Here is a 26,581-nt window from a genome sequence, read left to right as displayed (position 1 = left end):
AATGGTTAAAAAATTTAATTTATAATTAACAATTGACAATTAACAATTCTTATATTTATAGGTAGATATTTACCTATGAAAAAATTAATACTTTTAATCACTTGTTTAATTGGATTTTTAGCTCCTAAGGTATTAGGACAAACCTATATTCAATCCTGGATTTCGAGTCCAGATACAAAGAAAATGCTTTATCGCGAAGAAGATCATCTCTTAAGCGATAAAGCATTTTCTTTTCCAAGCATTGAACTATTTCCGCAGCAAAAATTTCAAACGATTGATGGCTTTGGTTTTACATTAACAGGTTCATCTGCCCAAATGATAGAAAGTCTTCCCAAAGCTCAAGAAGATCAATTATTACATGAATTATTTCAATTAGAGGACGATGGAATTGGAATTTCTGTCCTCCGATTAAGCATTGCTGCATCTGATATGGACGAGGAAATTTTCGATTATTGTGAAAAATCCAATGACTTAAAACTAGAAACTTTCAGTTTAAAAAGAGACCAAAAATACCTGATACCACTTTTACTGAAAATCAAAAAGATTCAACCTGGTATTAAATTAATTGCTGCCCCATGGAGTCCACCCGCTTGGATGAAAACAAACAATTCAACGAAAGGAGGTGAGTTAAAAGCTGATTATTATGGACTTTATGCAAATTATTTAGTGAAATATTTGCAAGAAATGAAAAAATTGGGATTACCTATTTATGCTTTTTCTCCCCAAAACGAACCTTTGCATCCGGGAAACAACCCCAGTTTATTCATGCCTGCTAAATCGCAAGCAGAATTTATCAAAAATCACCTAGGTCCAGCATTAGAAACGGCAAAATTGACCTCAAAAATCATTGTGTATGATCATAATTGCGACAAACCTGAATATCCTATTGAAATATTAAATGACCCCAAAGCAAAAAAATATGTTTTTGGAAGTGCATTTCATTTATACAATGGAGATATTTCGGCAATGAGTACTGTAAAAAAAGCACATCCCGATAAAGAATTATTTTTTACAGAACAGTGGACTGGGGTAAAAGGAGAGTTTGCAGGGGATTTCAATTGGCACATCAAAAATGTCGTGATTGGTTCCTTAAAAAATCATTCCAGAACGGCATTGGAATGGAATATTAGTAATGATCCTGAATTAAAAATGCATTCTCCAGGTGGTTGTACGGAATGTTTGGGAGCATTAACTATTGGAAAATCGGTTTTAGCCCGTAACCAAGGATACTACATTATCGCACAAGCAAGTAAATTTATTCCGACTAATTCCATTCGAATTAATTCAAGTGAACTACCCGGTATTCAGCAAGTAGCTGTACAAAGACCTGATGGAAGTTTTGCATTGTTAATTCAAAATGAAACTGGAAAAGACCAAGATTTAACTATAAAAATAAACAATAGATTTGCCCACGTTTTTGTTCCCAAAAACAGTACGACAAGTCACATCATTCTCTAAACCTATGAATACATTTAACATTAACAGGAGAAATTTCCTAAAAGGCGCATCGGCAGTGATGGCCATGCAACAATTTGGAGCCTATGGATTAGATTTAGTCAATCCAAGCAAGCCCATCAGAGTAGGACTTATTGGTACAGGCTGGTATGGAAAAAGTGATTTATTTCGTTTAATGCAAGTTGCTCCAGTTGAAGTGGTTGCATTATGTGATGTAGATAGAAATATGCTGAATCAGGCTGGGAAACTAGTTGCTGAACGTGCCAAAACAAGCAAGATTCCTTTATTATATGGTAACTACCAAAAAATGTTAGCCGAAAATCAATTCGACATCGTATTGGTTGGCACACCAGATCATTGGCATCCTTTAACTATGATTGAAGCTGTTAAAAAAGGTGCAAATGTTTACGTACAAAAACCTATTTCAGTTGACGTTTTAGAAGGAGAGGCAATGGTGGCAGCTGCTAGAAAATATGGCAGAACAGTTCAAGTGGGTACACAAAGAAAAAGTACTCCACATATCATTCAGGCAAAAAAAGACATTGTTGACCAAGGTCTTTTAGGGAAAATTGCCCATGTTGAAATGTGTTGTTATTTACACATGAGAAACAATGGAAATCCACCGATTCAACAAGTTCCTGAATTTTTAGATTATGAAATGTGGTGTGGACCTGCTCCAAAACGTGGATATGACGGACTTCCGCACATTCGTTGGTGGAGAACCTTTATGGAATATGGAAATGGTATCACAGGTGATATGTGCGTACACATGTTCGATACGGTACGTTGGATGTTGGGTTTAGGATGGCCGAAGAAAATCACTGCTGAAGGAGGAATTTATGTGCAAAAAGATGGCGTTTCCAATATTGCAGACACGCAAACTGCAGTTTTTGAATACGAAAATATCAACTGCGTTTGGAATCACAGAACGTGGGGAACCCCACCAGATCCGGATTATCCTTGGGCATTATTCATATATGGGGAAAAAGGAACATTGAAATTATCTACCATGCGAGCAGATTTCATTCCAGTTGATCCGAAGGGACAAAAAATCCATTTAGATTGTGTTTTTGAAAGAGAAAAATACCCTGAAGACAATACGGAAGAAAGAATTGAATTAAATGCAGCTCCAGCAACACGTTTGCACATGTTGGATTTCCTAGCTGCCATTGATCAAAACAAAAAACCTGTAGCAGATATTGAACAAGGACATATTTCAACTGCCAGTTGCATCATTGCCAATTTATCGATGAAATTAGGTAGATCACTTGTCTATGATCCGGTTAATAAAGTGATCAAAAATGATCCTGAAGCAACCGCTTTATTGGCTAGAGAATACAGAGCACCATATTCGAGGGAAAAATTAAAAGTTTAAATTGAAAATTCAACGAACCCTGAAAGGGTTCAATTTTAAATAGCCCGGGGTGACAACCCTGGGTTATGAATTATGAATTATTAATTATTAATTATTAATTATGAAAAAAATAATTGTTTTAATTTCAATTTTACTACCATTCGGACTATTTGCTGATGTGATGCTACCAGCCATTATTGGCGATCACATGGTATTACAACAAAATACAAAAGTTAAAATTTGGGGTTGGTCGACCAATCCCAATGAAATTGTAAAGGTCAAATCCGATTGGGACACCACCACCTACAAAACCGAAGCACGATATGGCAAATGGTTAATTGAAATTCAAACACCGAAATCTGGAGGAAAACATCAATTATCAATCCATTCCGAAGGAAAACCTTTGCAAATAAACGACATTGTATTTGGAGAAAATTGGTTGTTGTCCGGACAAAGTAATATGGAATGGAGCGGAATCAAAAACCTAAAAGAAGCCTTAGATGAAGCGCCAAATGCGAATTTTGATGGTATTCGCTTCTTTTACATCCCTAAAACAGTTTCTGATTCCCCTCAAGAAGACGTAAAAGCGCGTTGGGTAGTTTGTAACCCTAACGACATGAAATCTTTCTCAGCCATTGGCTATTTCTTTGGTAAAAAATTACACCAAACCATGAATGTACCGGTTGGATTAATTAGCTCCAATTGGGGCGGTACTCCAGCAGAAGTTTGGACTCCGAAAGACGAATTTATCACAAATCCAGAATTATTAGTCAGTGCCAAAAAACTAAAAACGTATAATTGGTGGTCGAGTATTCCGGGTGATAACTACAATGCGATGATTCATCCCATCAAAAACTTCAATTTAGCAGGAGTTTTATGGTACCAAGGCGAGAGCAATGTAGAAAATTATTCAACTTATGCTCAATTGATGAATAGATTGATTCTTTCATGGAGAACAGCATTTAATAAAGAATTACCCTTTTATTTTGCACAAATTGCACCATATTCAGGTTATGCTAAAGGATTAGGGGCACGCTTAAGAGAGCAACAAACTATTTCTTTACAAACTCCAAACACTGCAATGGTTGTATTAACTGATTTGGTAGATGATGTAAAAAATATTCACCCAAATCTGAAAATTGAGGTTGCTAATCGTTTTGCCAATTTGGCATTAGTTAAAGTTTATGGCAAAGAAGCTGGACCGATTTTTTATCCAAAATATGACCGTCACGAAGTAACTAAAAATAAAATTAAAGTCTATTTCAAAGAGGTTGGGGATAAATTAGTTTTAAAATCTGGGGATTCAGTTGGCGATTTATTTATTGCTGGGGAAGACCATAAATTTTATCCAGCAGAATCAAAATTGGAGAAAAATGCAATGGTAGTTTGGTCGAAAGATGTACCCAATCCAGTTGCTGTTCGCTACGCCTTTTCAAATGAAGCCATGCCAAATGTTTTCTCCAAAGAAGGCTTACCTTTAAATTTATTTAGAACCGATAACTGGGAAGAATAAAAGTTTATGAAAAAAATAATTCTAGCATTTACTGTACTTTGGGCGCATTCAGCCTATTCTCAACAAGCCAATTCTTCGCAATTATTTGAAGATTTAAAGGCCATCAATACACTCGGAACAGTCTTGCATGTGGCGGCACATCCCGACGATGAAAGTACCAATATGCTGACTTGGTTTGCAAGAGACCAACATTGGGAAACCAATTATTTCTCCTGCACAAGAGGTGATGGGGGTCAAAATTTAATTGGTGATGAGCAAGGAATTGCTCTTGGACTCATTCGAACACAAGAATTATTAGCTGCCAGACGCCTAGATGGTGCCAACCAATTTTTTTCTCAAGCTATTGATTTTGGTTTTTCAAAATCTACCGATGAGGCCTTGCGAATTTGGAACAAAGAGCTAATCCTTTCAAACCTAGTTTACGTTATACGTAAAACTAGACCTGATATCATTTTTACACGTTTTCCACCCGATTCCCGTGCTGGACATGGACAACATTCTGCCTCAGCTGTATTAGCTATTGAAGCTTTTTCTGCTGCAGCGGATCCCAATCGTTTTCCAGAACAATTGAAAAACGGAATTACTACCTGGCAAGCCAAACGATTACTTTGGAATACGTTTCGATTTGGAGGTACTGTCACTACTTCAGAAGATCAATTTAAAGTACCTATAGGCTTTTACCAGCCAGCATTAGGGATGTCGACCGGTGAATTAGCCGCATTGTCTAGGTCCCAGCACAAAAGTCAAGGATTTGGAGTGGCACAAGAACGTGGAAATGCTGTTGAGTACTTTCAAACCTTAAAAGGTGATGCGCCCAAAGACAAAATTTATGATGGAATAGACATTTCTTGGAATCGAGTGGATAATGGTAAAATGATCGAAAGCAAGCTACAAGAAATCATTTCTAGCTTCAAATTTGATCATCCGGAAGCGTCAATTCAACAAATGGTTGAACTTCGCAAATTGGTAAAATCAAATACAAATGATTTTTGGAAAAAGAAAAAAATCCAACAAATTGATGAATGGATTCAAAATGCAGGGGTAATCTATTTTGGCTCTTCTACCAATAATGGTGATATAGCCTTAGGAGATCGTTTTAAAGTTAAAACGGAATTGATCATTCGATCAAATATTCCTGTTCAAAACCTGCAATTAAAAATTGCTGACAAAGACACGATCTTGAATCAATTAAAACCTTATCAAAAGTTGATTTGGAACCAATCTATTAAGGCAGGGAACTCCATCACACAAGCATATTGGTTAGAAAAACCTAGAAGTGTTGGCTATTTTGGTAATGAACATCCAGAAAAAGTTGGACAAGCAGATGTGGATGCAGCCATGAAAGTTCAATTGAGTTTTGACTTATTGGGTGAACATTTTGAATTTGCAAAAGGGATTAAAGAACAAACGATTGATCCTGTGAAAGGGGAAATTTTACAACCTATACATTTTACTCCTAAAACTTCAATTTCCTTATCGCCCAATGTGATCATGATACCCGAAGGCTCAAAAACGAGCAAAAATGTTGAGGTTTCAATTCAAACTTTGGGCGCTATTCAAATCAACGGAATAGAAATTGTAGATAGAAAAAACACGGTTTTATATTCCGATTACAATGAGCGGAACCTGCAAAAAGGCGATAAAATTAAAGTTAATTTAAACATTAAAGAATCTTCTTTAGGCTCAGCAGAAAAGCAAACAATGGGATTAAAAGTGCGATTTATCAATAAAAATACTTCTTGGACCGACTCCCTTGAGCAACATACCATTGCCTACGACCATATTCCAGAACAAAATTATTTCACCCCAGCCAATTTAGAAATCATCCATACAAAAATTGCTAAAACGGGTAAATTAATTGGATACATCAAAGGGGCTGGAGATAAGGTTCCTGAAGCTATCAAAGAACTTGGTTATCAAATCGTTTTTTTGAATGAATCCGATTTAACATTTGATAATTTAAAACGATTTGATGCCGTTGTAACGGGTGTAAGAGCTTACAATACGCTCGACTATTTGGGAAACAATGTGTATCGTGAATTAATGAAATACATTAAAAATGGCGGTAATTATGTAGTTCAGTACAATACTGCGAGCAATTTAGGACCATTGAAGGCTGATATGTCACCTTATCCTTTAACTGTTACTCGAAATCGAATTACCTTAGAAGATGCAAAACCTACTTTTGCGCTACCAAATCATGAGGTATTAAATTTCCCAAATAAAATTACTGAAAAGGATTTTGATCTTTGGGTACAAGAAAGAAGTATTTATAACGCTGTTTCTGATTCCGACAAAGTTGAATTTCCATTGGTTTTCAATGATCCGAATGAGTCGAACGACAAAGGAAACATTGCTGTAATGAAATACGGTAAAGGTCGTTTTATTTACACAGGAATAGTTTTCTTCAGAGAATTACCTGCTGCAGTACCAGGTGCCTATAGATTATTTGCTAATTTATTATCCAATCCAAATTCCAAATAAAAAATTGAAATAGAGGTTTTATTTTAAAATCTCTATTTCAAAAGGAAACATGGGGATTCCCTCATTATTGTATACATTCACAGGCATTGGATTATCGGCCCAAGAATAACGTATGTATTTTACATCAGAATGTAAACTTTTCCACACGCGAATTTGATTTCCACTGATATCTGCGCTTGCTTTGGTAAAATTTTTGTCAATTCCTGCAATAGTAAAATTTTTGACATTCCGATTGTCAACTATTTGTAATCCACTTTTAACATTCGAAAATGTCAATAAAATGTATTTTCCTTTATCTTCTGCTTTTGTACAAATAGGTCCTGAAGCATCTAGAATGGCCTCATTGTACATCAAATGGTAGGCACCTTTCGCGAATCTTTTTGCTACATCCAATTTATTTTCTGGATGTATATCATTCCAATCGCCTAAGTCTATATTGTTGGTAATTCCCGTAAGAGGCAATTCTAAAACAGAAAGTTGTTGTTGACGCAAAACAGCCCAATTACTTTCTAGGGGTTCCAACCGAGTAGCCAAATAATTAGGTACTTGGGCCACAATGAATGGTAATTGATTATTTTGAAAGGTATTTCGCCAATCCAGAACCAAGGTTTTTAAAAGTTCTCCATATTTAGGTGCATTGTTCACATTACTTTCCCCTTGGTACCAAAGAACTCCTTTTAGTTTCAAATGTTGCAAAGGTGCAATCATTGCCTGGAACAATCCTCCGGGTTTCAAACGTACCGAAACTTGATCAGGAATGGCATTCGCTTTAACTGTTTGCGTAAATTTCCATTCACCAGCTAAAGAAACGGTATCGGTAGAAGTGGTAAGTTCATAACGTTTATCCATTATAAATTCTGGAATCGTTCCATTACTAATCAGACGAACAGATATACTATTTTCTCCGACTTTTAATAAATTTTTGGGTAATGGATAACGTCTGGGTGGATATTGATAGGAGGTAGTGCCCACAAATTGTTCATTGACAAAAACTGAATCCGCATCCGCCACCCGACCTAATTCCAAAAGCGCTTCTTTCCCAACCATATTTGCAGGCACTTGAATCTTTTTTCGAAGCCAATAAACACCGTAAGGATTGTTTGAAGGAATTACACCTGGTAATTGAATGGTTTTCCAATCTGAATCAGATGTATTTTTACCAGAATCAAATATCTGTGTGTATTGATACCAAACCTTGTTTTGTAATTGATTTGTTGATTCGATTGATTTGATTAATGCATCGTCTTTAAATTTTTGTAATTCCTGAAATGCTTCTGGAAAAGATTTCAAAGCCGATTCAGATAACCAAGCCTCAATCGGGGAACCACCTAAAGATGAATTGATAATTCCGATAGGCACTTGATATTTTTGATATAACTCTTTGGCAAAAAAATAAGCTACACCCGAAAAATCTTGGATCGTTTTTGGATTGACTGAGTTCCAAGTTCCATCTGTAAAATCTGTTTTGGGACCTTTAAAGTAATATTCATTCGGTACTCTAAATTGTCGAATCAATGGAAAATTGGCAGATTTAACTTCTTCAGGATATTTGTATTTTAATCGACCCATCCACAATTGCATGTTCGATTGCCCGGAACAAAGAAAAACATCGCCCAGATACACATCCTTTACTTCCAGTGTATTTTTACCTTTAATTTGTATGACAAATGGTCCACCAGCCTTTTGTTTGCTCATAAGAACTTTCCAATTTCCTTCAGAATCTGCTTGTGTTTGAACCTTTTGATTGCCAAACTTTATTTCAATCTTTTCAAAAGGAGAGGCCCAACCCCAGATTGGAATAGCCTGATCTCTTTGTAAAATGAGTCCATCTGAAATAAGTTTAGGTAATTTAATTTGAGAAAATGTTAGAAAAGGAATACACAATAACATTCCTAAAATAATTTTTTTCATATTTTTTAGACATTTTTATACATCCAATCAAATTATTTACTAATTTTTAATAAATAATAGACTATCCTTATACTTGATAAGGAAAGTTAGCTTAAAAATAAGTTAAATCTTTGAGCATTAAACCTGAAAACATGAAAAAAAGATTTCTAACGCCTTTACTTTTACTAGGCTTAACTCCATTGGCATTTGCCCAAAATTCACAATTATTTAAATCTCCTCCACAATCTGCTAAACCACGTGTTTGGTGGCATTGGATGAATGGAAATATTTCAAAAGAGGGTATTCAAAAGGATTTGGAGTGGATGGAGCGCACAGGTATTGGAGGTTTCCAAAATTTTGATGCTTCCTTAATGACGCCCGTTATGGTGAAGGAAAAACTTTCCTACATGACTGCCCCATGGAAAGATGCCTTCAAATTTACAACGGACTTAGCCAAGCAAAAAGGTTTAGAAATGGCCATTGCAGGTTCTCCAGGATGGTCGGTTACAGGTGGACCCTGGGTGAATCCGGGTGATGCCATGAAAAAATACGTATGGACAGAAACCATCATTGAAGGTGGAAAACCATTTAATGATAAATTAAAACAACCTTCGGGTTCCACGGGTCCTATGCAAAATTCACGAATTGCAGATAGTGGATTCGAATCTTCTGATGGTAAACCACATAAACCCTTAGAATTCTATAAAGACGTGGCCGTAATTGCCTATCCTATCAAAGGAAACGAGCAATCAACGCAAGAATTGGCACCCATTGTTACAAGCACTGGTGGTACTTTCAATTTGGCCAAATTAACCGATGGCGATTTAGAAAATTTCGATTATTTAGAACCCAAAACTCCTGGTGAGGACACCTATATTCAATATGAGTTTTCAAAACCAACCAAAATTTATGGCGTAACCTTCGCCAATGAAGGTTATGGAGAATTGGCAGTTTTTAGGGGTGCAGGAAACAATCGTTCCTTTCAATATTCAGAAGATGGTGTGAATTTTAAAGAATTAGTTAAAGTTCCAGGATTGATCACTTCTCAAAATACCTTAACATTTGCCCCGTTAAACATCAAAAAAATTCGCTTGGTGTACAAGACTATGCCACCAGCGCCAGCAGGATTTGAAGCCATGTTTGGAGGTAAAGCAGATACAAAACCCAAAGGAACTCAGGTTTCAGAATTTGTGGTACATACAACACCAAAAGTTAATTTATTTGAAGCAAAGGCAGGATTTGTGCCTTGGAAAGAGAATAACATGGAAACAATTCCTTCCGAATTAGGTGCAAAATCAACTGAAATAGTAGATTTAACTTCTAAAATGAATGCTGATGGAAGTTTAAATTGGAATGCTCCAGCTGGCAAATGGGCCATTTTACGATTTGGCTATTCTTTAACTGGTAAGAAAAATCACCCTGCATCTCCAGAAGCAACCGGTTTGGAAGTAGATAAATTAGACCGTGAGGCCGTTACTCGTTACCTAGAAAACTATTTGGATCAGTACAAAGATGCATCCGGTGGCAACATGGGGAAAGAAGGTCTTACACACATGGTTTTGGATTCGTATGAGGCTGGACACATGACTTGGACTCCTGCCATGTTTGATGAATTCCAAAAACGCAGGGGGTATGATTTAAAACCTTGGATGCCTGTTTTAGCAGGTAGAATCGTTAATTCTGCAGCAGATAGTGAAAAATTTTTATGGGACTTTAGAAAGACCATTGGTGAATTAATCGTAGAAAATCACTACGAATTGATAGGCGAATTGTTAGCCAAAAGAGGAATGAAACGCTATACCGAATCGCATGAAAATGGACGAATCTTCCTTGCAGATGGAATGGATGTGAAAAGAAAAGCAGATATCCCAATGGCTGCTATGTGGCAACCTGGGGCATTAGCAGCAGGAAAAGATGAAGAAGTGCGTTCAAGAGGTGATATCCGTGAATCTGCATCTGTGGCACATATTTATGGACAAAACATCGTAGCTGGTGAATCAATGACAACCGCAGGAAATTCCTACCAACCACATCCAGGTTCCTTGAAAAGAACGGCTGACATGGAATTAGCTTCAGGATTGAACCGTTTCGTCATCCATACTTCTGTACACCAACCTATGGATAATTTAATTCCAGGGTTTTCACTTGGGCCTTTCGGACAATGGTTTACCCGACAAGAAACTTGGGCTAATCAAGCACGTGTTTGGGGCGATTATTTAGGTAGAAGCTCGTATTTGCTACAAGAAGGCAAAAACGTAGCCGATGTTTTGTACTATTATGGTGAGAATTACAACATCACTGCATTGTGCCAAGAGGCTCTTCCTAAAATTCCAGCAGGATATGAATTCGATTTTGTAAACTCTTCAGCTCTAAAAGATGCCATTTCAGCATCTAATAAAAAATTAGTAAGTAAGGGTGGTACTTCTTACCAAGTGTTGTATTTGGATGCCTCGGCTCAAAAAATGACCTTAGGTACCTTAAATAGAGTACTTTCCCTAGCAAAAGAGGGAGTTATCGTGGGCGGAACTGCACCTGAAGCCAGTCCAAGTTTGTCAGATAACTCAGCTACTTATTCTCAAGTGTTGACTCAATTAAAATCCTTACCAAATGTTCAATTTGGAAAAGATTTAAGTAATTTATTATCTTCGAAAGGGGTTTCTCCTGATGTAAATATTTCACAAAATACTGCTGAAATATTGTTTCAACACAGAAAAAATGGTGAAAAAGAAATTTATTGGTTAAACAGCAGAACTGAAAACGAAAATTCTGCCCAATTATCTTTTAGAGTTTCAGGGAAAACTCCAAAATTGTATAATCCAGAAACAGGTGAAATTTCATCGATTTCGTATGAAACAAAAGGAGGAAGAACTACAATCCGATATTCATTCAAGCCTTGGGATGCTATCTTCATCGTATTTGATGGAGAAACAAAACAGCAAAAATTAACCATCCCATCTTTTAAAATAGCTTCTACAAAAACGATTGAAAGTCCTTGGAAAGTTACCTTTCAAAAAGACCGTTCAGCACCCGCTGAAATTACTTTATCAGCTTTACAATCATTGGATCAACATGCTGATCCGGGGGTAAAATATTTCTCTGGAGAAGCAACTTACAGTAATAAATTTGAAGTAAATTCAATTTCAAAAGGGGAGCGAGTACAAATTGATTTAGGGGATGTGAAAAACCTTGCCGAAGTATATTTAAATGGAAAATATCTAAAAACAGTTTGGAAAAAGCCATTTGTTGTCGATATTACAGATAGTTTTATCATTGGGAGAAATTCTTTAGAAGTAAAAGTGATCAATTCTTGGGTAAACAGACTCGTAGGAGATGCTCAACCAGGTGCAAATAAAATTACTTTTATACCGATGCCAGTGATTAGAGCTGAATCGAAAACTGAACCTTCCGGTTTATTAGGACCTGTGAAGATTAATATTTTAAACTAAATGCCTTATTTAAAAAACGTTTATATTTTAGCTGCTTCAAGAACCCCAATGGGTAGTTTCTTAGGCAGTTTAGCGCAAATTTCGGCCCCAGAACTTGGGGCCTTTGCCGTTAAAGATGTTCTCAAAAAAGTACAAATCAAGACCGAACCAGAAAGCATTGTGATGGGGAATGTATTACAAGCAAATGTAGGACAAGCACCTGCCCGACAAGTTGCTCATTTAGCAGGATTATCCAATTCTGTTTGTGCTACAACTGTCAACAAGGTTTGTGCCTCAGGTATGAAAGCTATTGATATGATTGCCTCAGACATAGCTTTAGGTAAAATAGATTCAGGCATTGCAGGTGGTATGGAGTCTATGTCACAAGTTCCCTATTATCAATCCAATATTCGAACAGGAAAATCATTTGGTCATTTAGCAATGACTGACGGACTATTGAAAGATGGTTTAACAGATGTTTCTTCAGGAAAAAGCATGGGAGAATGTGGAGATATTGCTGCTGAAAAATTTGGTTTTAGCAGAGAAGATCAAGATGCTTTTGCGATCGAAAGCTACAATCGTGCTGCCAAAGCCTACGAAAATGGAAATTTTAAAAAGGAAATTTGTGCCATTGAAATTCCACAAAAAAGAGGTGAAACAATCAGCTTTGAAGAAGATGAATCCTACAAAAAGGTAAATTTTGAAAAAATGAAAAGCTTGAAACCAGCCTTCACAAAGGAAGGTTCGGTTACCGCCGCAAATGCAAGTTCCATGAATGATGGGGCGAGTGCCTTATTCATTGCATCAGAAGAATTTACTGAAAATAATCAGGCTAAACCAATTGCAAAAATATTGGATTACGCCGAAGCAGAACAGGAAGCCATACATTTTACCAGCACACCCGTTTTAGCCATTCAAAAATTATTACAAAAAAACAACTTATCGGTTAATGATATTGATTTTTTTGAAATAAATGAAGCATTCGCATTGGTGCCAATGATAGCCATGAAAGAACTAAATATTACACATGAAAAAGTTAATATTTGGGGAGGAGCTGTTGCAATAGGACATCCATTAGGTTCCTCTGGTTCCAGAATTGTGGTAACCTTAGCGCATCAATTACAACAAAACAAAGGAAAATTAGGTATTGCAGCCATCTGTAACGGTGGAGGAGGAGCATCAGCCATTTTAATTGAATCCATTTCATATGAAAGTAGTAAATAATGCTATTGAGGCATGTAAAGATATAAGTTCAGGATCAACCATCATGTTGGGTGGTTTTGGACTTTGTGGAATACCTGAAAATTGCATAGATGCCCTTAAAAATAGCGGTATCAATAATTTAACCTGCATCTCAAACAATGCCGGAGTGGATGATTTCGGAATTGGCATGCTATTACACCAAAAGCAAGTCAAGAAAATGATTTCTTCCTATGTGGGAGAAAACAAGGAATTTGAGAGACAAATGCTTTCAGGTGAACTAGAAGTTGATTTATTGCCTCAAGGAACATTAGCTGAAAAAATTCGATGTGGTGGCGCTGGAATTCCAGCTTTTTACACTCCAGCAGGAATTGGCACTGAAGTTGCCCAAGGAAAGGAAATTCGCAATTTCAATGGGAAAGATTATTTAATGGAATTGGCCTTAACGGCCGATTTCTCACTAATTAAGGCATGGAAAGGAGATACAGAGGGTAATCTGATTTTCAGGGGTACTGCTCAAAATTTCAATCCGATGATGGCCAAAGCGGGCAAAATTGTGATTGCAGAAGTGGAGGAATTGGTAGAAGCTGGTCATTTGGACCCAATTGCCATTCATGTACCTGGAATCTATATTCATCGAATTTTCCAAGGTACAAATTATGAAAAACGCATAGAGAAGCGGACAATTCATGTACCAACAATCATTGAAAAACATGCTGCATCGTCAGGATTAGGTCTTTCAAAAGAACAAATAGCGCAACGAATTGCCCAAGAATTAAAAAATGGTGATTACGTTAATTTAGGAATTGGAATTCCAACACTAGTTTCTAACTACATACCAGAGGACACAAAAGTAACTCTGCAAGCAGAAAATGGACTTTTAGGGATTGGACCTTTTCCATTTGAATATGCAGTTGATCCAGATTTAATCAATGCGAGTAAACAAACCATCACTATGGAAGACGGTGCGTCCCTTTTTGATTCAGCAGAAAGCTTTGCTATGATTCGAGGTGGACATGTGGATGTGACCGTTTTAGGTGCCATGGAAGTCTCGGAAAATGGCGACATTGCCAATTGGAAAATTCCTGGTAAAATGATCAAAGGAATGGGCGGTGCAATGGATTTGGTTGCCTCGGCAAAAAATATCATTGTGGCCATGCAACATGTAAGCAAAGATGGTCATTCCAAATTAATGACAAATTGTGATTTACCCATTACGGGTATTCGATGTGTTAAGAAAATTGTGACAGAATTAGGCTTTTTTGAAATTCATCCCGACGGAGGGTTTATCTTAAAAGAAAGAGCCCCAGGGGTAAGTGTAGACCAAATAAAAGCCGCAACGATTGGAAAATTAATAATTAATGGAGAAATTCCTGAAATGAAATTTTAAACCTTAAACAATAAACACAATGAAAAAAGTATTTTTTACCCTAAGTTTGATGTTATTCACAACAGTTGCTGCGTTTTGCGCAGATATCAATGGTAAGTGGGTAGGAAAAATCATGGACCAGTATGATATTGCTTTTACCTTCAAAGCAGATGGAGCTAATTTAACTGGTACAACAAAAGATCCAAGTGGTCAAGATGTTGAAATCAAAAAAGGAAGCGTAGATGGAGATAAAATCAAATTCTTCATTGAGGTAATGGGCAATGAAGTAGAGGTTTCTGGCACTTTAACAGCTGATGTGTTAAAGATGAAAATGAACGTTATGAATAACGATTTGGAATTTGATTTGAGGAAAGCGCAATAAAAAAAAAGCCCGCTCATTCGAGCGGGCTTTTTTTTTATTTAAACCCAATATTCTGCAAACCCTTGTGTGAAATCACAATTGCTTCTAATGGAGTTTCGTTGAAACAAGCATCTTGCTCAACATAATAATATTTCATTCCAGAAAGTTTTTTATTCGCTAATATACGTTTGAAATCAATTTTACCGTTTCCAACTGGTGCAAAACGTCCTTGATCATCCATATCTTTTACATGCCATAATTTGAAACGACCTGGGTAACGCTTGAAATATTCAACTGGATCTGCACCAGCATTCGTAACCCAATATAAGTCCATTTGGAAGTTTACATACTTTGGATTGCAATGCTCTAACAAATAATCGATTGTTACAATTCCATCTGCATCTTTTTGAAATTCAAAATTATGGTTGTGGTACAACAACTCTAATCCAGCTTTTGCACATTTTTCACCTAATTTGTCTAAGATTTCCGCTAAATTTTTAGCTCCACCTTTCATTGTCATTTTCTTGTTAACCGCATCGTAACCAAATAATCCCATAGGAGGAACTGGAATAACGAAATACTTAAAACCAACTGCTTTCAAATCTGCAATTTGTTGGTCTACGTTATCAAATGTTACTGATCCTTGGTGAGCAGAAATTGGAGTCAATTTCATTTCGGCTAATAAAGCTTTGAAATCTGCTGGAGATAAATTATAAAATTTTCCATTATTGTAACCTGCCGACTCAACATTTACATAACCTGCTTGAGCAACCGCTTGCAAAGTAGCTCTAGCATCTTTAGTCATAGCGTCACGAACGGTGTAAAGTGCCAATCCACCGAAAGGCTTGTCTGCATTAAATGCAGTTGATACTGGTTTAAAACCTACTAAGGCCACCGCAAAAACCAACGAAAGGCTTAATAACGGCTTTAAAAAACTGATTCTTTTCATAGTTTTAATGAGAATTTTACTTTTTTAAAAATTTAAAACATTAAGTTACTAATTTAGTGTTTAATTTCTTAATTATTAGCAAATGAATTATAAAGCAGATCCCAACAGATACGAAAAAATGAAATATAATCGCTGTGGTAACAGTGGCATTAAATTACCTGCCATTTCCTTAGGACTTTGGCACAATTTCGGAGCGATTGATTCTTATGAAAATGCCAAAGAAATGATTCATTTGGCTTTTGACAAAGGTATCACACATTTCGATTTGGCAAATAACTATGGTCCACCTGCAGGATCAGCTGAAACAACTTTTGGAAAGGTATTGAAAGAAGGATTTGAGTCGCATAGAGATGAAATCATTGTTTCTACAAAAGCAGGATGGAAAATGTGGGAGGGTCCTTATGGGGACTATGGATCCAAAAAATATTTGGTAGCTTCCCTAGACCAAAGTTTAAAGCGCATGGGATTAGATTATGTAGATATTTTCTATCACCATCGTCCAGACCCTAATACTCCCTTAGAAGAAACCATGGCGGCTTTGGATTTGATTGTGCGACAAGGGAAAGCGCTTTATGTAGGAATTTCATCTTATTCTCCAGAAGAAACAAAGGCGGCCTCCACTTTTTTAAAACAATTGGGAACTCCTTGTTTGATTCACCAACCAAAATATTCTATGTTAGACCGTTGGATTGAAGATGGTTTATTGGATGTTTTAGAGGAGGAAGGAATGGGTTGTATCACTTTTTCAACCTTAGCACAAGGATTGTTAACCGACAAATATTTAAAAGGAATTCCAGCTGATTCACGTGCTGCTTCTGGGAGAGGAAATGGTGCAATCGAATCAGGTCAAATAGATCCACATCAATTGAAGATGATTCATAATTTAAATAATTTGGCTGCAGATCGTGGACAAAGTTTGGCTCAAATGGCTTTATCTTGGGCATTGAGAGATAAACGAGTAACTTCAACCATTTTAGGGGTTAGTCGTCCGCAACAATTAATAGATTCCATAAAGTGTTTGGATAATTTAACATTCACTCAACCTGAATTAACACAAATTGACCAAATCTTAAAAGCTTAATGGAGGTTTCCCTTGATTTATTAAAAAAATACGATGTTCCTGTTCCCCGGTACACAAGTTACCCAACCGTTATGAGTTGGGAGGAAAATTTGGATCAAGAAAAATGGAAGTCGTTTTTGATTAAAAGGTTTAATGAGTGTAATGAAAAGGAGGGGATCAGCCTGTATTTGCATTTACCATTTTGTGAGAAACTTTGTACTTTTTGTGGTTGTAATCGAAAAATTTCCAATACGCACGATGTTGAGGAGGAGTATATTTTAGCCCTTCAAAAAGAGTGGGATATATATAGGGCCTTATTTTCTCAAAAACCAATTTTGAGGGAAATTCATATTGGTGGAGGAACACCCACATTTTTCTCGCCAAATAACCTAAAACGAATATTTGAGCATATTTTCAAAGATTCTATAGTTCCCCAAAATCCAGAATATAGTTTTGAAGGACACCCCAACAATACGACTTATGAGCACCTAAAAACGCTATTTGATTTAGGATTTCATCGGGTTAGTTTTGGCATGCAGGATAGTAATCCGGCAATACAAACTGTTATAAATCGCATCCAACCCCAAGAGAATGTTATTCAGGTGGTTAAATGGGCTAGAGAAATAGGGTATGAATCGGTCAATTTAGATTTAGTCTATGGTTTACCCTTGCAGACCCTTGAACGAATGGAAAAAACCATTCAAGACGCCTTGGAAATAAAGCCCGACCGAATTGCTTTTTACAGTTATGCCCATGTGCCTTGGACTAGTAAAGTTCAACGATTATTTGATGAAAATGATTTACCCAAAGCAAATGAAAAAATACTTTTGTATCAATTAGGAAGAAAATTATTTACAGAAAACGGTTACGAAGACATTGGAATGGATCATTTTGCACTGCCTACTGACTTAATGGTTAAAACCAGAAATGAGGGTAAACTGCATCGAAATTTCATGGGGTATACGGTACAGCAAACGGGATTACTGTTAGGATTAGGTGTTTCGAGCATTTCTGATGCATTTTATGGATTTGCTCAAAATGAAAAAACCATTCACGATTATTATGCACGCATACAATCAGGCCACTTAGCAGTTTTTAAAGGTTATTTTTTAAGCGAAACGGACCAATCCATGCGAAAATACATTTTAGATATTGCATGCAACGGTAAAACGGAGTTTCAAGAAAAAGATTTAGAACTGTTAAAGAAATTTTCATTTCCAATTCTTAAAGAACTTGAAAAAGATCAATTCATCAATTGGAATGAAAAAGGACTTCAAATAACTGCTTTAGGCCTCCACTTTCTAAGGAATATTTGTAGGGCGTTTGATTTGAAAACTGTTGGAACAACAAAAACCTTTAGTCGCGCAATTTAAAATACTAACGCTCAGCTGTGCTGAGTGTTGGCTATGAAAAAAACTTGTAGTTTTTATAAAAGCCGAGGGTTTAAACTCTCGGCTTTTATTTTTTTTTTCAAAACAATATGTTTTGAAAATATTCAACACTCAGCACAGCTGAGCGTTAGACTTTTCACTTCAAGTTATACTTGAATTTATACCTCTCATACATCTGCTTCTGTTTATTATCCAAAGAAACGTCTCTTCCCTGAATAAATGCTTTTTCAAGCTGATTTCCTCGCATATCAAGAATATCACCTTTTGAGATCAACAAATTCGCATCTTTTCCTACTTCGATAGTTCCTGTTTTATCTGCAATACCTAAAATTTCAGCTGTATTTTTGGTAATGGCACTTAAGGCTTCCTCTTTGCTTAAGCCATAGGTGGCAGCGGTACCTGCATTAAATGCCAAATTACGATAGCGAGATTCTGTATGACCATCGTTTAGACAGTATAAAACTCCAGCTTTTTGTAAAACGGATGCTGTTTTATACGGTTGATCGATATCATCATCCTCCATGGAAGGTAAGGCATGTTCTTCCTCCAAAATAACTGCGACCTTGTTTTTTGCCAAAATAGGAGCAATTTGATAGGAATCTGATGCACCTACAAGCACCAGTGGACATCCAATAGATTGCGCCAACTCAATTGCTAATAGCATTTGCTTAACCCCGTTAGCGCGAACAAACAATTTTTGAGTGCCATTGAAAAGGCCTTTGATAGCTTCAAAGCGAAGATTTGTGGAGACATGGTTCTTTTCAGCCAAATAAGCTTTTGCATCATTGAAAAATTGGCGAATTGTCTCTAATCTTTCATTTGACCTTTGCAAAGAGCTAGCAGGACCATGTGCATTGGGATTTGTAGAATAATTTGGAAAATTGATGTATAACCCATTATCCATTTTATATGCAGCATCTTCGTAATTCCAAGCAGAAAATTGAACTACTGAAGAAAGGCCTTCTATTAAAGATCCACTTGGAGCTACACCTGCCAATAAAATTCCATTTTCACGCAATACGCCAAGAATTTTAGAATCGGCATTATAAGCCACAATAGAGCGAATATTGGCATTATTTTCGCCAATTTCTAAAAAGTCGTTACTTCCGCGCACTCCATTTCCTACTTCATGCAAACCAATATCTGAGCTTGGCAAAATTAATCCCGGATAAACTTTTTTCCCTTTTGCATCAATAATTGTTGCGGAGGATGGGATAGTGGCCTGCCCGACTGAGGTTATTTTTCCATTTTCGAAGACCACATTTGCATCTTCCAAAACCTTTCCATTTCCCACATGAACTGTTGCATGAGTAATAGCGGTTATTCCCTTTTGGGCAGAACTTGGGTAGATCGTTTCTTGAGAATTACCCATAAAAGGTATAAAACCTATGGAGGTAATTAAACTTAATTTTATATATATTTTCATCTTATTCAATAGTTTGAGATTCATGTGTATGATTTTCATCCTGCTCATCATGGTCGCTACATAATAAAAGTGCCTTACCACTTGGTTTTACAGGTTTAGTTGCTGCTCCTGACTTTTTATCATTCAGCATTTTTTGGACTAAAGCATTACGCTCCTCAGAGATCTTAACTCGCATTTGAGCATCTTTCTCTCTATCAAAATAAACCACTCCATCTACAATTGTATAAAGTGATTTCGCATAAATACTTAAAGGATTATCAGTCCAGAGTACAACATCTGCATCTTTTCCAACTTTAATACTTCCTACTTTAGAATCAACATGTAAAGCCTTTGCCGGATTCAATGTAACCATTTTCAGTGCATCTACTTCTGGTACATTACCATATTTAACTGTTTTGCCTGCTTCCTGATTCAATCGGCGCGCCATTTCTGCATCATCTGAATTGATACAAACATTCAATCCCATGTTATACATAATGGCAGCATTATAGGCAATAGCATCCTGAACTTCAGTTTTGTACATATACCAATCGGAGAATGTCGAAACATTTGCTCCATGTGCCTTCATTTTATCAGCTACTTTATAGCCTTCCAAAATATGTGTAAACGTATTAATATTGAAGTCATAACCTTGCTTTTTCATATTTTCAACCACACGCATGGTATAGGTAATTTCAGGTTGAACATAAGAGTGACAGGTTATGAAACGCTTTTTGTTCATAATTTCCACTAAAGCATCTAATTCTAAATCTCTTCTTGTAAGCAAAGGGTTGGCCTTCATATTTTTATCATATTCAGCCGCACGGTCAAAAGCATCGACTAATACTTCTTCAACTCCCATACGCGTGTCAGGGTAGCGATTATTGGACATAGAAGTAGTTCTTTTTACATTTTCACCTAAGGCAAACTTGATAAATGGATCAGCCCCTTGGAATTTCAAACCTTCGTCATTTGTTCCCCAACGAAGTTTTATCAACTGCGTTTGTCCTCCAATGGTATTAGCACTACCATGTAAAATATGAGAAGAAGTAACTCCACCGCTCAATTGACGGTAGATATTTATATCCTCTGGATCTAAATTATCCCCAATACGAACCTCTGAAGTGACTGACTGTGCACCTTCATTGATAGAAACGGTGGCGATATGCGAGTGTTCATCAATAATACCAGCTGTTAAATGTTTACCTGTTCCATCGATGATTTTAGCACCTGCCTCAGAAATATTTTTACCTATTTTTTGAATTTTACCAGCTTTTAATAAGACATCCGACTGACTTAAAATACCGTCTTTTTCATTAGTCCAAACGGTTGCATTTTTTATTAAAATTGTTTCTTGCGCAGGTTGAACCTCATTTCCATATCCCATAAATGGATAGGTAATTTTAGAAATCAAGTCATTGGATTTTTGTTTTTCCTCCTCTGATTTCTTCTCAGATGCCTCGGATACTTTAGAAGCATTCCAAACAATTGATTGTCCAGTTGCATCAAAACCTGTTCCAGTTAATTCAGAGCCCAATAAATTTCCATTTAAACGAATCAAATCATTGGAAGTCTTACTCGCTGCAAAGCTTAAGGTTACCGTGTTATTGGCAAAGGATGCCTTTCCATCTAGTGTATCTTTTCCTATTACTTTTAATTTCAAATCTTTTGAAAGCTCAATTTGATAATTGCTTTCATTGATTTTTAAAGTGTATTTACCACTGAAAGTTGGGTAATCAGCGCTTGAAATCGTGAATTTATCTCCAGCAATCCAGTTTTCTAAAATTTTAGCTTTTGAGGAGAAAATAGGAGAGTCGGTAATGATAAAATTAGCCAATTTACCCACTTCCAAGGAACCAACCTGATCATAAACTCCCAACATTTGAGCAGGAGTTTTAGTTAAGGCCTCTAAAGCTTTTGATTCACTTAATCCCAAGGAAATTGCTTTTTTCAAATTCGACAAAAAGCTTTTAGAATCCTTCATATCTTGAGTTAAGGCAAATGAAATATTATTCTTTTCAAATACGCCTGGATTGGTTGCCGCCAATTCCCAATGGCGCATATCTGCCAGAGACAATAATCTAGCCTGTGTAGGATCTTCAACATCTGGAGTACTAGGAAAATCTAAATCTAAAATATAACTCGCTTTTGTTTTTTGGATCTCGGCAATTCTTTGATACCCACTTTCACCACCTCGAATGATGTATTGCACACCAAATTCATCTCCAATTTTATCCGCCCGAACGGCTGCCCATTTATCTGCTCCTGCCAAAAATATTTGTGGTATAGATTGATTCGAATTAAAAGCTTCAAGTGATAAATTTAAACCTTCAGAAAGAGGCTTGGTTTGATACCATTTGGCATCTAAATAGGTTTGTCGCAAAAGTGCAATACTTCCCATCAAAGAAGTTGGATAAGATTGGGTAGAAGTACCTTTGTCAAAACTAAATACTTGGGCAGCTTTAGCTTTTAACACCAATAATTGATCATTTTTTTTACCTAGTGAAACTACTGCACCTGTGCCTCGGATTATTCCATCCTTCAAATGGGTAAAAACAGTACCAAAACCATTCGATCTGAAATTTGAAGCGATATTTTCGTCTGCAGAAAACTGTTCTACAACATTTATTTCAGGATGCAAGGCTTGATTCCATGCAAAAGCTCCTGGTTTATTGGATTTAAATTGTGCTGGTGCTCCCCAATTAAATGATCTACCTGTATTTTGGGGCGAGGATGATCCGTAATCGGTATAGGCATCTATAAACGAAGGATAAATGAATCTTCCTTTACTATCAATTACCTGCGCATCGGTTGGAATACTAATTTGGGTTCCAATTGCTACAATTTTACCCTGTTTAATGAGTATACTGGCCTTTTCCAATTTAGTATTCGGCTGGGTAATGATGGTAGCATTGGTGAATACAAATGTTCCAGATCGGACGTCGCGGATACCATTAATGGGCAATGTTTCTTGGGCTTTAAGGAATAAAAAGCTCATGAAAAACCCACTGGTCAAAATAAGTTTTTTCATAGATAAATTGTTTTTTTAGTATTTGATGATTGTTTTTGAAAAACTTCCACCAGCATCACTTTGGAAGTTTATAAAATATTTTCCTCGTTTTAATCCAGCTGCAAATAGGTTAATATTAATAATTTGTTGATCAGTTATTTTCCTAGTAAAAATTATTCGTCCAGATAAATCTAAAATACTTACCGTTCCATTGATTTTTTTAGGCCATTTCATTTCAATCCAATCGTGAAATTCTCCAGCAGGATTTGGATACAATTCGAATTCATCCAAATTTTGAAAAATAGATTCAATTTTAATATTACTAAATGCAAAAGCACGCATTCCGAGTTTATTTTTAAGGAAAGGACCTGGAAATGGATAGTTTTCTGGATTAGTCGTATTCGAATTATCGCCTTGAAATTCTGGCAAATAACTAATTATTTCTCCATCGTAATCAACATTAAAATTTAAAGTCAATTTATTACCTGAAGCTGAAATTTGTGTAATATAGGCGCCCATTGATCCTTGATTATAGGCTTGCCAAAAAAAGTTATTTTTCAACGAATGAGTAACTTTTTTACCAGAAGCATCAGTTACTGTAGTGTCTGTAGAAAAAACTAAATCTTGACCTTCATCAAATTCCAAAATCAATTTATTTCTTATTTTTCCATCAGGAAAATAAGCTCTTTGAATGTTTGGACTTTGAATTTGCGGATCATAATTTTTATTATAAACCTTTTTACTAATAATTCTAGAAACTTCTTTTGCCATTTGAAAATATCCTTGATTTTCGAAGGCATATAAATTATTAGGATCACTTTTATAGGCATTTCCAAAATAATGTAAACCATCAAATCCAGTATTTCCCACAGTAGCCCATGAAATCATGTTAGTTTGGGTTGACATTCGCCTCTGTTCATCTCTTAAAAATGCTGAATAACTAGATTTAAAAGGATAAATATTCAATTGAGGTACTGCCCAGTTTACTAAATTTGGAAAATACTTTAAGTAATTCGACTTTAATAAATTAAACTTTGAAACCCAGGTATTTGCCACATTTCCTAATATTTCGGCTTCCCCTTGAACGAAAATAATGGTTTTGACAGCTTCCAATAATTTGGCTTTAGCCAATTTATAATACATAATATCACCTCCCTTGGGACTCTTCAAATCACCTGATAAATTTAAATGATAATCAATTGTGGAACTTGGCTGAGCATTGGAAATAATTGCAATGGGTATTCCTTCAGATTCGATTAAATTTTTACCAACCTCAGAAGCAAAAGGACCAAGGCCCAAGCCCATATAATCTGCCGCAATGGGATCAAGATTTAAATTCAACTTATGTTGACTCCATAATGTATCAGACAAATTATAAGAGGAACTCAAATCAATCTCTTGATCAGAATTTTTACCGAATGTCCTTAAAAACTCACCTTGATACACATTTTTGTTCATCGGCCCAAGCTTGGCATTGGATTGTCCAGAAACTAAAATTATATCACCTGAAACGATATTTGATCTTTTAACTATTAATACAGAATCTTTACCAGTATAAGAGTAAAAGGACAAATCATATTCTGCCAATTCAGATTTTACAGAAAACGTGAAAATTTGATTAATAGGTAAAACAACCTGTTTGAAGGCTTGATTCCTATATAAAAACATCTTTAGGTTAGGAGAAGTTGTTTTTGCAGAAACACAAGAAATTCTTATTTCTGAAACATTTGCAGAATTTCTAGGATACAACTGATTATCTTGTGGTAATCCAGTAAATGAAAAATCACCTATGATTTGACTAAAAGTCGGGAAAAAGATAAAATTTATAAATAAGAAAAAAAGTATTTTTTTAATCATTCAATTATTATTGTTGCAATAACAAATATAATCTCTTTGAAAAATTAATCAAATAATTTCTTTTTAAAGCCCCAAAATATAAAATTGATCTTACAGATTATACTTCACACCAACCGTTCCAATTACCGAAGCATCCGTAAATGTATAATTTATAAAACCTTTCAATTGAAATGTTTTATTGATATCATAAGTTAGCGTTTCTGCCAACCCTGTTAAATTACCAACATTTAAATAGTAAGCCTGACTCATTACTCCCCAACTTTTTTTATGAAATATGGCATTTCCTGCCAACAATAGGGCTTCAAAATCTGAATTTCTCCCTTTTCCATGCAAGGTAAAAGTTCCGATGTTCCATTCTTTTGAAATAGGATAGGAGGTCGCTAATTCTTGTCCAAAAAAACTAGTAACTTGATAATCTGGTGTTACCTGCATAGCGGGTAAATGAACTCCTAAAATAGCTTTAAACTTACGGTCAATTAATTTGTAGCGTGTCATGATTACAACCGTATTGGGAGTCATACTTCTCACCCTTGTCATAAACATGATATTTCCAGTTAATTTCTTTGTCTGATTTGTACCTGCATTAATAATAATATTAGGCTCTTTTGAGGTAAATGCAGGAATAAATGAAAATCCTCCTGTGCTCAATTCAATGGAACCCACTTGAGAATATCCCGTAAAAACACAAAATAAAAAAACGATTAATAATAGATATTTTTTCATAAATTAAATACAATTTGAACTTTAAATGCAAAAACAAAATTAATAAATTTTATCGACATATTAAAATAGTACAATTTTTGTCTAAAATAAAAAATATCTGAAAAAGGGAACTTTTAGTCCATTTGAGTTTGTTTAAACTTATTATTACCAACACCTTGACAAACAATTATTCGTACCAGTTTTTCAATTCTGTAAAGGATTTACCAAATTCCTGGGATTCTGTTTCATCTTCTTGCATTTTTCTTCAAACAAAGTATTTAAAAGTTCTTGAAAATGCTGCACCCAAAAACATGCAATGCACTTTTGTAGGTTTATTTGATGAAAAGGAATTAGTGGCAACTGCCCTTATCCAAGAACTTGAATTAGAGGCATTGAACAGTTTTGGCAATCGAGATAATTGTTTTAAAAGTCAAGTTCGAAATTTTCTTTTCAAAAATTTTTCATCTAAAATTTTCATTTGGGGAAATAATATGTTGAGCGGACAAAATGCTTATGCCGTTTCTCCCCAAGCAAATGAACAAAAAGTTGTTGAAACCTTAGATTTAATCGCTAAAAATTGGAACAAAAAGGCCCACATTAAACTTATCAAAGATTTTAATGTGACTCAAAATACCTCATCAACTTTCCAAAATGATTTTGAATTTTCGACACAACCTGCCATGCTTTTTTCCATTGAATCGAATTGGAAAAGTGAAGCAGATTATGTAAATGATTTGCAAAAAAAATACAGAGATCAATTCAAACGATGTAGAAAAAAAGGTGCAGAGCTTATCTCAAAAGAACTGAGCGTAGAGGATATCTTATCGAACCAAGCAAAAATTCATCAACTTTATTTACATGTGGCGCAAAATGCGCCTATCAATACATTTTTTCTACCAGAGAATCATTTTTACGAGTTTAAAAAACAGCTGGGAGAGGATTTCATCTTACGTGGATATTATTTAGGAGATGAATTGGTTGGATTCACTACAATAATCCGTCATGGAAAGGAATTAGAAACGTATTTCTTAGGGTACGAAGAAAGTATACAGCGAGAAAAAATGCTGTATTTGAATATGTTGTACGATATAATTGCTTGTGGAATTGCCCAACATTTTTCAAGTATAAATTTTGGTCGAACTGCCCTTGAAATTAA

16 protein-coding genes and 1 pseudogene are annotated in these 26,581 nt (G+C 35.7%); 11 read left to right on the top strand and 6 right to left on the bottom strand.

The window, feature by feature from the left end; all coding sequences use genetic code 11:
- The first annotated feature begins 75 nt into the window (after positions 1-75).
- From EOJ36_RS00800 to EOJ36_RS00785, 4 genes are all read left to right on the top strand, one after another.
- Positions 76-1,458, top strand: a complete 1,383-nt coding sequence (locus EOJ36_RS00800) for a glycoside hydrolase family 30 protein (protein WP_127802115.1) — start codon at positions 76-78, stop codon at positions 1,456-1,458.
- Positions 1,459-1,462: 4 nt separating this feature from the next.
- Positions 1,463-2,830 (top strand): Gfo/Idh/MocA family protein, encoded by a 1,368-nt coding sequence (locus EOJ36_RS00795; RefSeq protein WP_127802114.1) that lies wholly within the window; start codon positions 1,463-1,465, stop codon positions 2,828-2,830.
- Positions 2,831-2,930: 100 nt separating this feature from the next.
- On the top strand, positions 2,931-4,322 hold the full coding sequence (locus tag EOJ36_RS00790) for a sialate O-acetylesterase (RefSeq protein ID WP_127802113.1): 1,392 nt from the start codon (positions 2,931-2,933) through the stop codon (positions 4,320-4,322).
- A 6-nt stretch (positions 4,323-4,328) separates the two neighbouring features.
- Positions 4,329-6,806: a PIG-L family deacetylase gene (locus tag EOJ36_RS00785; protein WP_127802112.1), complete on the top strand. Its 2,478-nt coding sequence runs from the start codon at positions 4,329-4,331 to the stop codon at positions 6,804-6,806.
- 18 nt (positions 6,807-6,824) lie between these two features.
- Here EOJ36_RS00785 and EOJ36_RS00780 read toward each other — a convergent pair whose 3' ends face one another.
- A complete protein-coding gene (locus EOJ36_RS00780) occupies positions 6,825-8,717 on the bottom strand; it encodes a sialate O-acetylesterase (protein WP_127802111.1) in 1,893 nt (630 codons plus the stop codon).
- A 131-nt stretch (positions 8,718-8,848) separates the two neighbouring features.
- On the opposite strand from EOJ36_RS00780, the gene EOJ36_RS00775 reads away from it, so the two are divergent.
- From EOJ36_RS00775 to EOJ36_RS00760, 4 genes are read left to right on the top strand one after another with little or no spacing between them, the layout of a single operon-like run.
- The gene (locus EOJ36_RS00775) at positions 8,849-12,142 is read left to right on the top strand and encodes a glycosyl hydrolase (RefSeq protein WP_127802110.1); all 3,294 of its coding nucleotides are present in this window, start codon (positions 8,849-8,851) and stop codon (positions 12,140-12,142) included.
- Positions 12,143-13,345, top strand: coding sequence for a thiolase family protein (locus tag EOJ36_RS00770; RefSeq protein WP_127802109.1), 1,203 nt, complete (start codon positions 12,143-12,145; stop codon positions 13,343-13,345).
- Positions 13,329-14,711, top strand: coding sequence for a 3-oxoacid CoA-transferase (locus tag EOJ36_RS00765; protein ID WP_127802108.1), 1,383 nt, complete (start codon positions 13,329-13,331; stop codon positions 14,709-14,711). The genes EOJ36_RS00770 and EOJ36_RS00765 overlap by 17 nt, the downstream gene beginning before the upstream one ends.
- Positions 14,712-14,730: 19 nt before the next feature.
- Complete coding sequence (locus EOJ36_RS00760) at positions 14,731-15,072, top strand: hypothetical protein (RefSeq protein WP_127802107.1); 342 nt, start codon at positions 14,731-14,733, stop codon at positions 15,070-15,072.
- Between the two features lie 34 nt (positions 15,073-15,106).
- Here the strand turns inward: EOJ36_RS00760 and EOJ36_RS00755 are convergent, their stop codons facing one another.
- Entirely contained in the window at positions 15,107-16,000 is an 894-nt protein-coding gene (locus tag EOJ36_RS00755) for a sugar phosphate isomerase/epimerase family protein (RefSeq protein ID WP_127802106.1), read from the bottom strand.
- Positions 16,001-16,082: 82 nt separating this feature from the next.
- On the opposite strand from EOJ36_RS00755, the gene mgrA reads away from it, so the two are divergent.
- Positions 16,083-17,081 (top strand): L-glyceraldehyde 3-phosphate reductase, encoded by a 999-nt coding sequence (gene mgrA, locus EOJ36_RS00750; RefSeq protein WP_127802105.1) that lies wholly within the window; start codon positions 16,083-16,085, stop codon positions 17,079-17,081.
- Positions 17,081-18,433: an oxygen-independent coproporphyrinogen III oxidase gene (gene hemN, locus EOJ36_RS00745; RefSeq protein ID WP_127802104.1), complete on the top strand. Its 1,353-nt coding sequence runs from the start codon at positions 17,081-17,083 to the stop codon at positions 18,431-18,433. The genes mgrA and hemN overlap by 1 nt, the downstream gene beginning before the upstream one ends.
- A 154-nt stretch (positions 18,434-18,587) precedes the next feature.
- Here hemN and EOJ36_RS00740 read toward each other — a convergent pair whose 3' ends face one another.
- The 4 genes from EOJ36_RS00740 to EOJ36_RS00725 all read right to left on the bottom strand — a co-directional run bounded on the left by EOJ36_RS00740 (position 18,588) and on the right by EOJ36_RS00725 (position 25,446).
- Positions 18,588-19,877, bottom strand: a complete 1,290-nt coding sequence (locus tag EOJ36_RS00740) for an amidohydrolase family protein (RefSeq protein ID WP_238944367.1) — start codon at positions 19,875-19,877, stop codon at positions 18,588-18,590.
- Position 19,878: 1 nt separating this feature from the next.
- Entirely contained in the window at positions 19,879-22,887 is a 3,009-nt protein-coding gene (locus tag EOJ36_RS00735; protein ID WP_127802103.1) for an amidohydrolase family protein, read from the bottom strand.
- Between the two features lie 15 nt (positions 22,888-22,902).
- Positions 22,903-24,723: a T9SS type A sorting domain-containing protein gene (locus EOJ36_RS00730; RefSeq protein WP_127802102.1), complete on the bottom strand. Its 1,821-nt coding sequence runs from the start codon at positions 24,721-24,723 to the stop codon at positions 22,903-22,905.
- Positions 24,724-24,813: 90 nt separating this feature from the next.
- Positions 24,814-25,446, bottom strand: coding sequence for a hypothetical protein (locus tag EOJ36_RS00725; RefSeq protein WP_127802101.1), 633 nt, complete (start codon positions 25,444-25,446; stop codon positions 24,814-24,816).
- A 290-nt stretch (positions 25,447-25,736) separates the two neighbouring features.
- On the opposite strand from EOJ36_RS00725, the pseudogene EOJ36_RS12090 reads away from it, so the two are divergent.
- Positions 25,737-26,561: pseudogene (locus tag EOJ36_RS12090) on the top strand (hypothetical protein); the annotation flags it as partial.
- Positions 26,562-26,581 lie beyond the last annotated feature (20 nt).

Origin of the sequence: Sandaracinomonas limnophila, from assembly GCF_004005965.1 — a bacterium.
In the GTDB taxonomy this organism is placed as follows: Bacteria; Bacteroidota; Bacteroidia; order Cytophagales; family Spirosomataceae; genus Sandaracinomonas; species Sandaracinomonas limnophila.
This window is presented reverse-complemented; position numbering and strand designations above follow the sequence as displayed.